The sequence below is a fragment of the Peribacillus sp. TH14 genome (genome assembly GCF_016651145.1).
Taxonomy (GTDB): Bacteria; Bacillota; Bacilli; order Bacillales; family DSM-1321; genus Peribacillus; species Peribacillus butanolivorans.
This window is the reverse complement of record NZ_JAEKEK010000002.1, coordinates 119,467-135,083: the sequence shown is the minus strand read 5'-3', so window position 1 is coordinate 135,083 and position 15,617 is coordinate 119,467. Positions and strand designations below refer to the sequence as shown.

Genomic DNA, 15,617 nt, shown 5'->3' with positions numbered 1-15,617 from the left:
ACTTAACGTAGACATAATACAGAAAATTCCCTCCGATATAACTGTGAAATTGAGAAACGAGAAACACTAATTCTATCTGCTGAATAATGAAGAACGGAGGGTTCCAGTATATATATAATTTGCCAAAATCCAATAGTAATAAACTAATTTAAACGGATATTCCCTTACATTCTGTGCTTAGGTATGATTATTATGCTGCAACTCATCAACCTCTTGTAAACTGAAATTTGAAATTCTCTCCAAAAATTTAATAACCTCCGTATGATCCTGATTTTCTTCTCCTGTTCTACTTGCTGCTTCATAAATTTGTTCAACTATCGCAGCTAACAAAACTGGAATTTTAGTATCCTTTGCAATTGAAGATACCATTTTTACATCTTTTAGAAGTAGATCAAGTGAGAAACCCGAATCAAAACTACGCGGTAATATAAACGATGGGTATTTATAATCTGTAGAAAAACTTTGACCAGAGCTTTTATTTATGGTATCTAAAGCAATTTCTAAATCAATTCCTAGCTTTTTAGCTAATATCATTGCTTCACTTGTGGCGTATAGGGAAGTTGCTGAAAGAAAGTTATTGATAGCTTTCAGAGCATGACCTGACCCTGTGTCTCCTACTAGATTGATTACTTTTCCCATGACTTTTAAATAGGGGAGCGCCTTCAAAAAATCTTCTTGATTTGCTCCGACCATAATTGTCAGAGTCCCTTCTTTAGCACCTTTAATACCACCGGAAACTGGTGCGTCTACCAACGTTAATCTTAAAGCAGATGCCCTCTTTGCCAGTTGTTTTGTAGAAAAAACATAAGAACTGCTCATATCCACAATCATTCCACCTTGCTTCATAGAATGGAATAAACCATGTTCACCATCCAATACTGATTCTACTGAATGTGAATCTGGCAGCATAGTGAAAATGATGTCATTTCTTTTACCTATCTCGTGAACGGAAGACGCAATAATCGCCCCTTTTTCTTTTAATTGATTCATCGAATCTGAATTTTTATCATAAATAGAAAGTTTGTATCCACTATTCAATAAATTCTCTGACATCAATCTACCCATTTTTCCGATCCCGATAAAACCTATATTAACCATTGCATTCATTCCTTCCAGTTAATCCTGTTCTTCACCTTGTGCAGCTAATTCTGAATGCAGGGATCCAATTCTTGGGTGTGCTCTGCCGCTAGAAGTAACGGCTGCAGCAACAAGGATTTCATCTGCTCTAGGTGCATCAGGAATTCTAAATTCAAAACTCATATGATGAGAGCGGACCTTTGGATCCATTTTGTGTTTGATCGCTAAATCGATAGACGCCCCTGCAGTACCCCTTTTTTCAGCTGAAGGCAACAATGTCTTCGCATCGCCACAGATTTTTCGGAATTCGTTGCCAAATATCATCGTGTGGATAATTGCGGAACCATGTTCAATTTCTCCATCACTCCCAACGAGTGCGGCCTTTCCATAAGCTTCACATTCTTCGCCTGTTATCCCCAGTGCCTCAAGTGCCTTTGTAGGTAATAGTTGCCCTAAATTAGCAGAATAAGTATCGATTAAAGGCTGAAGATCCTCTACATATTTACCTGCATATGGATTTCTAATAACTGCCGCCACAACAGCAACCCTTACAGGTATCTCAACTTTCTTAAAACCCTCAATAAATGTTTCCTCTAACACTGTATACAATTTTCTGATCTCCATCATGAATACTCCTCTCTATTCCGGAAATAGTATGTCTAACGAACGGAGTGAACGAATTTCTTGCTCACGTATAGCAAGCTTCCCTTCACTTACATCTTTGCCTGCCAGAGCTTTAACTTGTTTTTTATGCTCGTCTAACGAAGATCTCAGATTACTTCCTTGAGCCATCGATAACATCCTGAAAGGCTTAGCTGACCGCCTAAGCGAAGAATACGTTTCACTTAATACTGTGTTTCCAGCAATGGTAAAAATAAAGTTATGAAATTGTTCGTTTAAATCGTAGTATTCCTCAATGTTATGATCCTTTACAGCCTGAATCTGTTTATCAACTACTTCATCTAGTTTTTTTATATCTTCTTGACTAACCCTAGCAATCGCCTTTTCCATTGATATTTCTTCAAGGCGGTAAATAACATCATATAGCTCATGAATATCGTTTCTAGTAAATCGTCTAACTACGACACCATGATGCGGGATACGTTGAACTAGCCGATCACGCTCTAACATTAACAAAGCTTCTCGAACAGGAGCTCGACTAGTTTGAAATTCATCAGCTATAGCAGTCTCAATGAGATGTTCTCCCGGATGTAAAATACGTTTTCCAATTCTTGCAGTAATTTCTTCTGCTATCTTTAAGGCTATTGTTTTTTTCACGTTTGCTTACCTAACACCTCCTAAAAATAAATATTGTCTTACGATATTGTCGACAATATCGTCCCTTTTAAATATATAATGTTTAATCAATTCACACAAGTAGGAATTTTCAGTTATAAATATATTCTAAGTAGTTTTATAATTGTAACGATTTGCTCATCAGTCGATAACTATAATAAATATGTTGAATATCTAGCTTTTACTAATCAAAAAGGCGTCATCCGATTTCGGACGACACCTCATTTTATCTTTAATTAGCTAAGGGCTCTATACTACCGGTAATAGTTGCAATGTTTCAATGGGAACTACTAAAACTTCTAAATAATGACTCACGAATTATCCAATATATTCATTTTTACTGTTGGGAGGGCGACTTCTTGCTCAAATGAATGAGCAAAACGATATAGATTAGCTTCATCCAACTGTTTTCCGATTAACTGAAGGCCAATTGGCATGCCTGACGATGAAAAGCCGCAAGGAATTTGCAAACTTGGAAAGCCGTTTAAATTTGTTGGACCGTTAAGACGATTGATTGCAGAGCGGACATGTTCCGGATAGCCTTCGATCGTTACTTCTCGTTGTTCGATATCGGGAGGCAAAACCGATACTGTCGGAAATAATATGACATCTACCTCTTCAAGCACCTGGTTAAATTCATGAATAGCCACCTGTTTCATCTGTAAGGCTTTAACATACTCCAATGCTTTTGGTATTGAGCCGCTTAATAATCGTTCTTTTACTTCCGTGTCATACAACTCCGGGGAGTTGACAAGCGGTGATTCATGAATGGTATATGCTTCACATTTAACTATCATTTGATGTGCCAAAGATATTTTCTGTATCTGAGGTATATTCACTGGACGAACTTCTGCACCGAGGCTTTTAAAAACTTCAATCGCTTGTAAGACCTGATTCTTTACTTCTAATTCCACTCTCTCAAAAAAGAAGGATGAAGGAATGCCGATTACACTTCCTTTTATTCCTTTATTTAATAGCCTAGTGAAGTCTTCCTGTGTTGTTTTGATAGAATAATAATCTTGGCTATCATACCCTGACAACACGTTTAGGAGAATCGCGTTGTCTTTTACACATCTTGTCATTGGCCCTATATGATCCAGCGTCCAGCTAGTCGGATATAACCCGTATTTGCTAACCCGTCCAAAAGTTGGTTTCATCCCAACAATCCCGCATATTGAAGAAGGGATTCTTACCGATCCGCCTGTATCAGTACCCAAAGCTCCGTAACATAATGCAGACGCAACAGCTGCAGCAGATCCACTGCTAGAACCACCCGTCATTTTTGACAAATCATATGGATTTCTTACAGGACCAAAATAGGAACGGTCGCCAGTAGGACCATAGGCAAATTCATGCGTATTTTGTTTTCCGATGATTATGGCACCAGTCCGCTTTAATTTTTCGACAACTGTGGCATTGTAATCCGGTAAAAAATTCTTAAACAATTGCGAACCCATCGTTGTTTTAATGTTTTTAGTATATATCATATCCTTCACACCTATTGGAATGCCGTGAAGGGGTCCTCTCCAATTCCCCAAAGTGATTTCTTGCTCGGCTTGCTTTGCATCCTTTATCGCTTGATCTGCTAATACAGTAATATAGGCATTTATTTTTGGATTAACTTGAGAAATTCGTTCGATTATGTGCCCCGTTACTTCAACTGGCGAGATTTGTTTATTGTAGATTGCATTGGACAATTTGAATAAGTCCCATTGGAGTATCTCATCTTTATAAATTGCTTCCACTAGCAATATCCCCTTTCTGCTGGTTATTAATAACTGAGTTCCCTGGCTTTACGAACATCATAGCGACCATACCGATAAGTGTTGCAACAACAGCTGCGGTAAACATCGAAGGATAACCGTATTTGATAACCAAAAAACCTGTTAAAGTAGGAGCGATAATGGTAGCTAGATTACAAATAAAGTGTGAGATTCCCCCAAATGTACCAGCGAGGTTTGGTTCAGTATCAAGTATGACAGACCAATAAACCGAATTAGGTAAAAAATTGAAAGCATTGCCAATGCTCATCCAAAACATTACACCGACGATGCTGTCAGCCGTTGGTATTAACAGGAAGCAAACAGCAGTTAGGAATAGCGAAACGACCGCCAAACCAGAACGAGCAATTCGTAAATTTCCTGTTTTTCTTCTCAAGTAATCTGAAAGCTTTCCTCCTAAGATAACTGTAAAACAGGCACCGACCCAAGGGATCATACCTAAATACCAGAGTGAAGAAAGTTCAAAGTCATAAACATCCTGAAGATATTTAGGAGTCCATGTCAAAAGAAGGAAGGTTATGTATTGTAAAGCAAAATAGCCAAACGCATTAAAGACTAAGGTTGGATTTTTGAAGAAGTGGTACCATTTTTTTGTGCTAGACGAACCCTCCTCCACCAATTTTTCATTAGGAAGAAGGTCTGCTTTTGAGCGGATAAGAGCCAATTCTTCTTTGGAAACCCTTGGATTATCTTCTGGTAGGTTTGTAAAAACTTTTGACCAGATTATCACCCAAAGAAGTCCTATTGCACCCAGAATGATAAACATCATCCTCCAACTTGTGATGGATAGTAATCCAACAGCTATTGGTGCAGTCAACAATGCACCCAAAGGGCTTCCCAATAGCCCCAAAGATGCTGAAAAACCTCGCTCTTTCGTTGCTGCCCAATTGGCATTTGTTCGGTTAATCGTGGAGAATGTCGGTCCCTCTGCCAAACCGAATAATATACGAAATACTGCGAAACCTGCTAAAGCCGAACCCCCAAAAAGCATCATACCAATTTCGCCTGCAAAGGCAGTGGCAAATTCAAAAATCGACCATGCTGTACCAGCAACTATCCATACAAACTTCGGTCCTTTGAGATCAGCTAACAAACCGCCAAAAAAAGAACCAAACAGATAGCCATAACCAAAAAAGCCAAGTACCGCTCCCCATGAAATGGCATCAAAACCAAATTCTTTAATCATTTCCTGCTGAGCATAGGAAAGGGCCCCGCGGTCAACATAATTAATCACGGTCATAAAAACAATCATCCCCATGATAAAGTAACGGTAATTTTTCATATTCTACCCCCTTTAAAAACTTTTTCAATTTATGCTGTCACCCCAAGAAGTTAGTTCGGTTGTTCCTAGAACGGTAGTAGGGGGATAATCCCCCCTCCAACTCGATTCATCACATTACATCTTTAACCATTCAATACTCCAAACCTTTCCTTAATTGCTTAGTGGCTTCTTCATCAATTGTAAAATCATTACGAATAACGACTTTATAGACTTCCTTTACTATTTCTTTAGAAATAAAATCATCAAGAACATCTTCTAAAACGGTTTGAGGATCCCGTTCATTTGGATTTCCATAACCACCTGCACAAGGAGTCCGAATTTCTAGTAAATCACCTTTTCGGATTTTAGAGTTTGTTAGTTTAGCATGAAGATTTTGTTCACCATCAGTATTTGGATTCAATGTCATGGAACCGGTTAATCCGTCCTGGCCACCAAAGACACCACGTGGAGGGTCTGTATGTCTATCACCTTCACCTGTAAACAAGCTATCAGTTAAAAACTCCCACGTTCTAACAATACCGATTCCGCCACGCCATTTTCCTGCTGAAGCACCTTCTTCTCGGAGCTCATATCTGTTACATCTCATTGGGAGCCGCATTTCCAATTCTTCAATAGGATTGTTTCTAGTATTTGCCACGAGATTATCAACACTATCTAATCCATCTTTTCCATGGCGTCCTCCATAGGAACCCTCATTTACTTCGATATATACCCAATAATCGCCTGAATCTTCTTTTATACCAGCATATGAGTTAAAGTGAACATGTGCTGAGTTTCCCGCAGTAGTCTTATCAGGTAGGACTTCAGAAAGGGCTAAATTGATTTGATCCGCCAATCTCTGCACTTGATTAATGCGGGCTGTACAGGCAGCAGGAGCTTTCGGATTCCATATACTCCCAAGTGGAGCTTCTACTTTAATTGGTTTGAAGATCCCGCTATTTTGTGGAATAAAAACTTCTGAAATCGCTTCATCCAGCAAGATTGCCCGTACAATTGTATAAGTCGCAGGTAATGTCGAACCTGAGAAAGGGACATTATAAGCAGTTTCGACTTGATCTGAACTTCCTGATAAGTCGACGGTTAAATCACTTCCATTAACTTTTATGCTTGTTTCAATTCGTAAGCGGTCCCCATAATTTCTGCCATCATCATCAAGCCAACCTGTAGGGGCTTTGTACACACCATCTGGAATCTTGGCAATTTCTTTTCTAATCATTTCTTCAGAATAATCCATCCACCGTTTTTGAGCTGCCAATACCGTTTGTAAACTATATCGTTCAATCAGCTCGAGGTAGCGTTTTTTACCTAGCTTAGCTGATGCGATCATTGCCTCAACGTCACCTTTATTTTCCTTTGGTGTACGTACATTTTCAAAAATATGACGCCAGATTTCCTCGTTTTTTTCACCTTTATTATATAATTTAATGGCATTATAATGCTTTCCTTCGGCATAAACATCGACCACATCCACCATCAAACCTGGGGACATACCACCAGTATCAAGTACATGTCCAGTATTAGCTGCAAATGCCACAAGCTTACCCTCATAATAAATAGGAATTATTATTGCTAGATCTGGAGTATGTGATGCTCCATAATAAGGGTTATTATGCAGAATTATATCTCCATCGTTAATATTATCCCCTAAAAAGTGACGAACCCCATCAATATATCCTGGCAGAGAACCAATATGCATAGGAGTGGAATCACTCTCACATATCTCATTACCATCTATATCAAACAATCCAGCGCCGAGATCTTCGGATTCACGAATAATACTAGAATAAGCCATCCGGTAGAGTACTAGTGCCATTTCTTTGGCAATTGAATTAAATGATCCAGCAATAACCCCAAGTGTAACGGGATCAATATTTTCATATGCATTTTTATCAGTCATGTAAATCTCCTTTCTTTTTTTAAAAGTGTTGTATTATGGTAAAAAAATAAATTTAGAATTTTGGAATGTAGATATTGAAATCTACTTTTATTTGGTTACCGTTGCTAATACATCTTTAGAATCTTTTGTAGAAAGTTTTGCTTTCATATCAATCACTATGTTTCCATATTGGTCAAAGGTAGCAGTACAGTTTGGAGGTAAAAGAGTAGTGCTATCCTTCTGTTGAATTACTACAGGTCCTACAAGTTTTGTTCCTACCGGTACATCCTCACGATTAATAAATTTTGTATCCTGCTTTTGAAGCTGATCTTTTACCCAGAAATAAACTGGATAAGAAGGGTAGTTGTTTACAGTGAAATTATCCTTTCCTTGATCTACAAATAATTGTTCTTTATTTGACTGAACAAGACCGATACCAATAACACGAACATTAATTGCGACGACTTCTTGTTCTGGAAATTGACTAGCATACTCCCGTTCATGTACTTGGTGAAAGCGTTCAATGACTTCTTTTACCCACACTTCATTGATTTCACCTTCTGGTGCATCAACACGAAGCTCGTAACCTTGACCAGCATAGCGGCAATCACATACTCGGCGTAGGACAATTTGTTCATTTGAGAGCCCGTCCTCTTTTAGGGTTAATAAAGATTCATTTTCAAGCTTTTCAATCACATCACGAATAGCTGGCACATCAGGATTTGTTAAGCTTCCCCATAGTGTATGAACTTTTTCATAAGCTATATTGGTGGATAGAAGTCCCATTGCAGCTGTAATTCCTGGGTACGGAGGAACAACAACATACGGAATATTTAATTCCTCAGCAATATCACAAGCGAATAAAGGACCTGCACCGCCAGCTGCAACCAATGTAAAGTCACGAGGATCATAGCCCTTCCGTACACTATTCATTTCTATGGCGTTTACCATGTTATGCGTCATGATTTTTAGCGCACCCGCTGCAGCTTCTAAAGGTGTCATATTTAACTTGGAAGCTATATGCTCATCAAATGCCTTTTCAGAAAGCTCTGGTCTAATTTGCATTGAACCTGCTAAACGACTTTGCGGATGAATGCGCCCCAATAGGACATTAGCATCTGTAGAAGTTGGAAGTTTTCCACCACGGTTATAACAAGCTGGACCAGGATCAGCACCTGCACTTTGAGGTCCTACGCGGAAAATCCCCCCTTCATCGACAAAAGCTATTGAACCTCCACCCGCACCAATCGTATCGATGTCCGCCATTGGAACCATCGCATTATATTGACCAATACGAGTATCTAATAAATGACGCATTCTCATTTCCCCGCTTGGAGCAACACCAATGTCAGCTGATGTTCCTCCAATATCAAGGGTAATAATATCATTAAAGTTTGCATTCTTAGCTGCTTTAATTCCTCCGATTAGCCCACCAACAGGTCCGGATAAAAGTAAGCTTATTGGCTTTTCGGCTGCCACCTGCGCAGTAGCAATACCACCATTAGATTGCATTAAATTCACACTCGTTTTTATACCCATCTTTTTTAATACATCTTCTAAACGTTTAATATATCGACTAGTTTTAGGTCCGATAAAGGCATTCAGAGCAACTGTACTAAAGCGCTCATACTCACGATATTGGGGTAAGATTTCGTTACTAATAGATAGATAGGCTTCCGGAAACTCTTCTTGAATAATTTCCTTTACGCGGTTTTCATGATTTGGATTTTTAAATGAATATAAAAAGCATACGGCAATAGCATCAACTTTTGCTTCTTTTAGTTTTCGTACTTGTTGACGAGTTGCTCCTTCATCTAATGGAGTCAATACTTCACCAGTTGCTGAAACCCTTTCAGGCACAACCAAACGATTACGACGCTTAATAAGTGGATATTTTTGCCAGGGTAAATCTTGATATAAAGAAAAGTTGTATGGGCGTTTATGACGTGCAATGTGTAAGATGTCTCTAAACCCTTCTGTCGTGATCATCCCAACATTTGCACCGTTATGTTCTAATACAATATTTGTTGCTACTGTAGTACCATGGAAAAATTGATCAATCTTAGACGGTTCAATACCTGCCATTCCACATATTTCGGTGACACCATTTATAATAGCTTCCGACGGATCTGAGGGTGTTGAAGGTACCTTATGAATCCAAGATTGATCGGTCTCCTCACGAATTAAAATCAAATCAGTAAATGTTCCTCCAACATCGACACCTAAACGTATCATTGTATTCCTCCTTCACTCATTTGTTTAAACGTTAATATTCCTCAACAGAACATAAAAGGTGGTTTTTGTCCTCACTTCTATTAAGTCGTTTTTCATCCGAATTAATAGCTTAAAATGAATCCCAACCTTTTCCACTCCCCTAAATCCTTTCCTACTAAATGAGATCCCCCTTCAATACAGGCGACTAATTAATATTAAGCAATTAATGTGCCAATATTAGAACTTTTAATTTTTTTTTGTATAAAAATCCCTTGAATTATTGATTTGAAAGGAATTTTTTAATTCTTTTCTTTTGGATCTACAAATCTATTAACCTGAAAATTGCTATTTTTACCATTTGAGTTATTATAATAATCATAATGTTTAGTTAATTTGGAATATAGGGGGGATTTTATGACGTCAGTAACATCTTTTTTATCAGATATAATATTATCTGAAGTAATCAATTCGTCCGGTATTTCCTATCAGTTTTATAATCAAAATCAAAAACTAATTTATGAGATCCTTAATTATGAAGTTAATGATTTGTTTGAGTACCAAAAGGAAGAGTTTCTCCAATATATAAGTTATGCATATGAATCAAAAGATTTGTGGCAAGGAACAATTGTTAGTAAAAAAAATACTGATATGCAAGTAACAATACGAATGATCCCGATTTTTGAAAAACAAATTTTTGAAGGTATCTTAGTTATCTATTTCAAACCAGTTATTATAAACTTTGAAGAATATCAAGAAATGGCAACAGATTTAAAAGTTTTGTTTGATTCTTCTTATGATGCTATTTTTGTTTCAGATGCCAATGGCAAAACGTTAAGGGTAAGTTCTGCTTGTGAGCGATATTGGGGAATAAGCAAAAAAGAGTTTTTAGAACAAAATGTTTATGAATTAGAAAAACAGAAAATTTTTACTCCTTCAATCACGAAAATGGTACTTCAAGAAAAGCGTAAGATATCAACTATCCAAAAAACTTCAACTGGTAAAACCCTGCTTGTAGTCGGTACGCCTGTAAAAGATAAAGATGGAAATATAATTAGAGTAGTGAATGCTTCAAGAGATATAACAGAACTCAATAAGTTACAGGAAGAATTACTAGAAGTTCGTGCAATAGCTGAACGCTATCAAAGGGAACTTGAAAAAGTAAAAAGAGACTATTCAAGTCCTAAAAAGCTGATTTATTCAAGTAAAACAATGGAAAAAATCTCAGAACAGACAAAAAGGATTGCAAGATATAACAGTTCAGTCCTAATAACAGGAGAGTCGGGTGTTGGAAAAGAAATTATTGCTTCTATGATACATGAATATAGTAACCGTTCTGCTCAACCTTTTATCAAAATAAACTGTGGCGCAATTCCTGATAGTTTATTAGAGTCTGAATTATTCGGTTATGAAAAGGGTACATTCACAGGAGCAGTGAAAGAGGGTAAAGAGGGCTTATTCCTTGCAGCTAACAATGGAACAATACTCTTAGATGAAATTACAGAAATGCCACTTTCTCTTCAAGTGAAGCTGTTACGTGTATTACAAGAATCAGAAATACGCCCAATTGGCAGTGTGAAAACTAATAAGATCAACGTTCGTATAATAGCTTCCACAAATCGAAAAATGGAGACTTTAATAAGAGAAGGGAAATTCAGGGAAGATTTATTCTATCGATTAAATGTTATTCCAATTGAAATTCCGCCTCTTCGTGAAAGAAAAGAAGACATTCCTCTTTTAGTTGATTACTTCACCCAAGAATTTTGCATGGAATACAAGGTTGAGAAAACTCTTTCTAAGGATGCAATCCAAGAAATACTTAAACATCCCTGGAAAGGTAATATCCGTGAACTAAGAAACTTTGTTGAACGATTATTAATCATTTCAAAGAACGATGAAATAAATAAACAGGATATTAAATATTTACTAACAAATGATTCACAAGAAACACTACCTATTAATATTTACTTTGAAGATAAGTTAGACTTGTTTAAAACTTTAGAGTCAGTTGAAGCTCAAATTTTAAAACGCGCCTCGATGAAATATAGAACAACAACAGAAATTGCTGAAGCCTTAAGTGTAAATCAATCAACCATTAGTAAAAAGTTGAAAAAATATAATATTAACCATAGAAATATAAAACAATAGGGTTATCGGTGGACAGCTCCATTACTTTCAATAAGGTTGCCACATAGTAAAATTCAACACTATAAATATTGTATATACATGTTTATAAATTCAACTAAGGAATTTCCTATCCCCTACTAGCCTTTGCTATCATGTGAGCAAAGGCTACTCTTTTTAACGAGTTTCTTCTATTTTTTTACTTCTTATTCTTCTTTTTCTCTCTTATTCTATCAAAAACAACTTTCGGGCTTTTGGGACCGACCAAATGTAAAATGGATAACTGACATCTTGTTTCTGTCTCATGTCTTTCACCTATCTGTAAAGGAGCTTACTCTGGGTCCTGATGAAGAATTTCCAATAGAGGTATTTTCATTCTTCTTGTATAACATTTATAGGTTTATTTTATTATCTTCCTCAATCACTTTGTTCCAACTTTCAAACTTAATAAATTACAAAAATAAAACAGCCAAAACCATAATAAACAAGGTCTTGACTGTTTAAATTAGCGTCCCAGGAGAGATTCAAACTCCCGATCAACGCCTTAGAAGGGCGTTGACTATCCAGCTTCTGCCTCTATATATCAACATTTTTTTACGGTCAGTACTACGGTCACTTTTCGAACTTAGACCGTAATCTTATTTTCTATTAAAATCGTATTAATTTATGTTTTCAATCGGCAAATCAAAAGGCTTATACTTAAGAGAAAATATGTAATTTAATAGTTTGAAATCTCAATCAGATTTCCATCTGGATCTCTTATATATAGCGAAGTGATTGGTCCTAATGCGCCCGTTCTTTGGACCGGTCCTTCTTTAATCGAGACTCCCAAATGATTGAAATGCATTAAAACATCGATGATTGGGGCATCTGTAATGAAGCATAAATCTGCACTCCCAGATGTAACTTTTGCTGCCTTTGGTTCGAATTCCTTTCCTACTTCATGTAAGTTTATTTTCTGCTGCCCAAAGCTTAATGCCTTTCTTCCTACTCCAAAGGTAACGACATCCATTCCTAACACTCCTTGATAGAATGCACAGGTTTATTCAATGTCTTTTACTGTCAAAACGAGATGATCCAATTGCTTTATATTCATCACAAACCCCCTTAATACATGTTTATCAATTTCAACCTGTAATCTTGTTAATGAAGAATATTCGACTGTCTTGTTAATGTATCCTGCTCTTGAGGTAAAATAGAACAAAAAGGGATAGAAGCCTATCGGCTCTATCCTTTTTTGTAGGTATAAATAAAAAGCATAGAATCAAAAATAAAGATTACTTTTACTCTATCAAGTTGCCTCAAACCAAATGAAGTAAAATTCTAACAATGGGATAAAGTTCTACCCGATTCAAGGACAGGCTACTGCATAGTCTCGATAATAAAAAGAAGTTATGTTCATCTCTTCTAAAAGAGAAATAATTTCTTTTAGGATTCCTCCATGATTAGAGGCAATCACTACTTCCTTCTTTTCCCTCCTAAATATAAGAATCAGTCAGGAAATCTAAGCATCTATGACTACTCTTGTACATTTAAAAATCAGAGTATGATTAGCTGAGAGTTCCTTGAAGTTTTCCCCAGTCTTTCATAAATGTTTCAATTCCAGACGTTGTCAGTGGGTGGTTCCATAATGAAGGCAAGATGCTTCCAGGAATGGTTGCGATATGTGCTCCAGCTACTGCAGATTGTACAAGATGATCCAAGTTTCGAATACTTGCGGCAATGATTTCTGTTTCATATTGATAAGTAGATAAAATTGTTTTCAGGTTTTTCACTAGTCCTAAACCATCTGATCCGATGTCATCCAATCTTCGATGAATGGGCTAATATAAGTCGCTCCTGCTTTTGCTGCCATTAATCCTTGAGCTTCTGTAAAGATCAGGGTTACATTTATTTTATTGCCTTCTTTAGTCAACTGATAAGTCGCTTCTAAACCTGCTTCTGTCATAGGGATTTTGACAACAATATTCTCTGCCCATGAAGCAATCACGGCCTTCATTAATCATTTCTTCTGCCGTAAGCCCAATTACTTCTGCACTTACCGGTCCACTTACAAGTGCGCAAATTTCTTGGATGCGTGTTTTAAAATCTGCTCCTTCTTTGGCAATAATGGAAGGATTGGTTGTGATTCCATTCACTAAGCCGAGTTTAACAATACGTTTAATTTCTTCTAAGTTCGCTGTATCTAAAAAGAATTTCATTTCTTTTTCCTCATTTCATTAGATTGATTTAAATCTTTAGAATTAACTGTTTTAATTTGATGCACGATATTCTCTACTGTAAATCCGTATTCATTAGCGATTTGATTACCAGGAGCAGAAGCACCGAACGTGGATATTCCAATGATCAACCCAAAAGGAAGTCGCCAGCCCCAGACAACCGCCTTCATTCAATAAATTCCTCCTACCCCATATTTTAGATACCCTTAGAAGGAACTCATATATTTATTTCGATTATTTATTAACCTATTACCATGGTGTTCCAATAAGAACGAAAATCAACCAAGCTAATCCTGGTCCAAGTGCAATGAAGAGACCAGCAATCATTAATAGCTTTCTGAAGAATAGACGCTCATTTACCCCTTGTACGTTTGCCATAATTAGCGCACCGTTTGTAGAGAAAGGACTGATGTCAACTACACTGGCAGCTACAGCAAGTGCTGAAACTACACCGATTGACGACATGGTAGGATCCTGTAAAATAGGAGCCGAAAGTGGAATAACCGCAGCTAGGAAACCTGTAGTAGAAGCAAACGCTGAGATGACCCCTCCAACATATGAAGCCATAAGAGACGCGAGTACAGGATTACCTACGCTTGCGATCTGTTCAGTCATGTAATCCATCGTTCCAACCTTTTCCATCACCCCTACATATGTCATGATGCCTGTTACCATGATCATTACAGACCATGGCATTTGTTTCATGATTTGGGTTTGTTTTGAAGGTGCCATTAATCCAAGAACCAGACCAATCATCAATGCGCCAAAGCCCATGTTCATTTGGAATGCAAGAGCCATTGTGATAAGGAGACCGATACCAAAAAGTGTTGCAATTTGATACCATAACGATCCACGGTCTTCTTTTTCATTAGAAATATTTGCAGCATTCCCCTCAGTTGTAGCTGCTATTTCCAATTGAGCGCTTGTAGTATGCTTAAGTAAACGAATTCCGCCGAAAGCTATAAATATTACGATTGAAATTAATACATAAAAAATAAAACAGTTGATGAAAAGCATGATAGGTGAATGTTGAATTTTTTCCGAATGCATGATACCGTTTACAACCAAGCCGAAGATATTCAGTGGTGAGAAGGAACCGGCATACATTCCAGTAGAAATCAAAGTACCCATCAGGAGTGGATTAATCTTGTGTTGGTGAGCTAATCGTAAAGCGATTGGGAATAAAATAGGGCCAACAGCAACTGTTGAAGCTCCAACTGCCGATAGCAATGCTGCAAGTGAAAATAATACCCAAGGCAGGAGGCCAACGTTACCTTTAACCAATTTGAGTCCGCCGGAAATAATTAAGTCTAGAGTACCGTTGTTTAATGCGATTGCAAACAAATAGGTGACCCCTGTAAGGAGAATAAACATGTCAATGGGAAAGGCGGCATAGATATCCTCTATCGCTAAACCACTGACATAGGTACCGACAACAAAAGCTGCAACCATTCCTAAGATTCCCATGTTGACAGAAACAAAGGAACCGATAATGAACATGGCTAAAAGTACAAAAATTGTAATAAGTTCTAAACTCATTTTATTCGCCTCCTAATTTAAAGTGTGCTACCGTTGTGGCTGACAAATCTGGGTGAAAAGCTGCTACATTCCAAGTCACAATATGGAAGTGGAAACTGCCTAAAGATTTTTATGCCTTCAAGAAAGTGTAAATTTCTCACTAACCTGAACAAACTATCAATTATGTAATCTTAATCATTACACTCTACATGACCAGCCTCTGCACAGTGTTC

At 37.3% G+C, this 15,617-nt stretch carries 11 protein-coding genes and 2 pseudogenes; 1 reads left to right on the top strand and 12 read right to left on the bottom strand.

Annotation, left to right across the window (positions count from 1 at the left end; all coding sequences use genetic code 11):
- Positions 1 to 177 precede the first annotated feature (177 nt).
- From JFU50_RS28590 to JFU50_RS28560, 7 genes are all read right to left on the bottom strand, one after another.
- Positions 178 to 1,107 (bottom strand): NAD(P)-dependent oxidoreductase, encoded by a 930-nt coding sequence (locus JFU50_RS28590; protein WP_082527379.1) that lies wholly within the window; start codon positions 1,105 to 1,107, stop codon positions 178 to 180.
- Positions 1,108 to 1,116: 9 nt separating this feature from the next.
- Positions 1,117 to 1,701 (bottom strand): amino acid synthesis family protein, encoded by a 585-nt coding sequence (locus JFU50_RS28585; RefSeq protein WP_201225296.1) that lies wholly within the window; start codon positions 1,699 to 1,701, stop codon positions 1,117 to 1,119.
- A 15-nt stretch (positions 1,702 to 1,716) separates the two neighbouring features.
- The gene (locus tag JFU50_RS31655; RefSeq protein ID WP_056520290.1) at positions 1,717 to 2,355 is read right to left on the bottom strand and encodes a GntR family transcriptional regulator; all 639 of its coding nucleotides are present in this window, start codon (positions 2,353 to 2,355) and stop codon (positions 1,717 to 1,719) included.
- Between the two features lie 329 nt (positions 2,356 to 2,684).
- Entirely contained in the window at positions 2,685 to 4,118 is a 1,434-nt protein-coding gene (locus tag JFU50_RS28575; protein WP_342366380.1) for an amidase, read from the bottom strand.
- Entirely contained in the window at positions 4,102 to 5,436 is a 1,335-nt protein-coding gene (locus tag JFU50_RS28570) for an MFS transporter (protein ID WP_201225294.1), read from the bottom strand. The genes JFU50_RS28575 and JFU50_RS28570 overlap by 17 nt, the downstream gene beginning before the upstream one ends.
- Positions 5,437 to 5,566: 130 nt before the next feature.
- Positions 5,567 to 7,333: a hydantoinase B/oxoprolinase family protein gene (locus JFU50_RS28565; RefSeq protein ID WP_056520296.1), complete on the bottom strand. Its 1,767-nt coding sequence runs from the start codon at positions 7,331 to 7,333 to the stop codon at positions 5,567 to 5,569.
- An 87-nt stretch (positions 7,334 to 7,420) separates the two neighbouring features.
- A complete protein-coding gene (locus tag JFU50_RS28560; RefSeq protein ID WP_201225292.1) occupies positions 7,421 to 9,547 on the bottom strand; it encodes a hydantoinase/oxoprolinase family protein in 2,127 nt (708 codons plus the stop codon).
- A gap of 393 nt (positions 9,548 to 9,940) precedes the next feature.
- Between JFU50_RS28560 and JFU50_RS28555 the strand changes: the two genes are divergently transcribed.
- Positions 9,941 to 11,671: a sigma-54 interaction domain-containing protein gene (locus JFU50_RS28555; RefSeq protein ID WP_201225290.1), complete on the top strand. Its 1,731-nt coding sequence runs from the start codon at positions 9,941 to 9,943 to the stop codon at positions 11,669 to 11,671.
- A gap of 694 nt (positions 11,672 to 12,365) precedes the next feature.
- Here JFU50_RS28555 and JFU50_RS28550 read toward each other — a convergent pair.
- From JFU50_RS28550 to JFU50_RS28535, 5 genes and pseudogenes are all read right to left on the bottom strand, one after another.
- Positions 12,366 to 12,674 (bottom strand): annotated as a pseudogene (locus tag JFU50_RS28550) (VOC family protein); the annotation flags it as partial.
- A 15-nt stretch (positions 12,675 to 12,689) separates the two neighbouring features.
- Positions 12,690 to 12,851 (bottom strand): hypothetical protein, encoded by a 162-nt coding sequence (locus tag JFU50_RS31195; RefSeq protein WP_242489167.1) that lies wholly within the window; start codon positions 12,849 to 12,851, stop codon positions 12,690 to 12,692.
- Positions 12,852 to 13,197: 346 nt separating this feature from the next.
- Positions 13,198 to 13,848: pseudogene (gene fsa / locus JFU50_RS28545) on the bottom strand (fructose-6-phosphate aldolase).
- A complete protein-coding gene (locus JFU50_RS28540) occupies positions 13,845 to 14,036 on the bottom strand; it encodes a hypothetical protein (protein ID WP_201225288.1) in 192 nt (63 codons plus the stop codon). The pseudogene fsa and the gene JFU50_RS28540 overlap by 4 nt, the downstream one beginning before the upstream one ends.
- Positions 14,037 to 14,115: 79 nt before the next feature.
- On the bottom strand, positions 14,116 to 15,405 hold the full coding sequence (locus JFU50_RS28535; protein ID WP_201225286.1) for an SLC13 family permease: 1,290 nt from the start codon (positions 15,403 to 15,405) through the stop codon (positions 14,116 to 14,118).
- Positions 15,406 to 15,617 lie beyond the last annotated feature (212 nt).

Bases quoted from the DNA above. Each gene is read 5' to 3' on its own strand.
- JFU50_RS28590 (WP_082527379.1), bottom strand. From the start codon at position 1,107: ATGAATGCAATGGTTAATATAGGTTTTATCGGGATCGGAAAAATGGGT.
- JFU50_RS28535 (WP_201225286.1), bottom strand. From the start codon at position 15,405: ATGAGTTTAGAACTTATTACAATTTTTGTACTTTTAGCCATGTTCATT.
- JFU50_RS28565 (WP_056520296.1), bottom strand. From the start codon at position 7,333: ATGACTGATAAAAATGCATATGAAAATATTGATCCCGTTACACTTGGG.
- JFU50_RS28570 (WP_201225294.1), bottom strand. From the start codon at position 5,436: ATGAAAAATTACCGTTACTTTATCATGGGGATGATTGTTTTTATGACC.
- JFU50_RS28585 (WP_201225296.1), bottom strand. From the start codon at position 1,701: ATGGAGATCAGAAAATTGTATACAGTGTTAGAGGAAACATTTATTGAG.
- JFU50_RS28540 (WP_201225288.1), bottom strand. From the start codon at position 14,036: ATGAAGGCGGTTGTCTGGGGCTGGCGACTTCCTTTTGGGTTGATCATT.
- JFU50_RS28555 (WP_201225290.1), top strand. From the start codon at position 9,941: ATGACGTCAGTAACATCTTTTTTATCAGATATAATATTATCTGAAGTA.
- JFU50_RS28560 (WP_201225292.1), bottom strand. From the start codon at position 9,547: ATGATACGTTTAGGTGTCGATGTTGGAGGAACATTTACTGATTTGATT.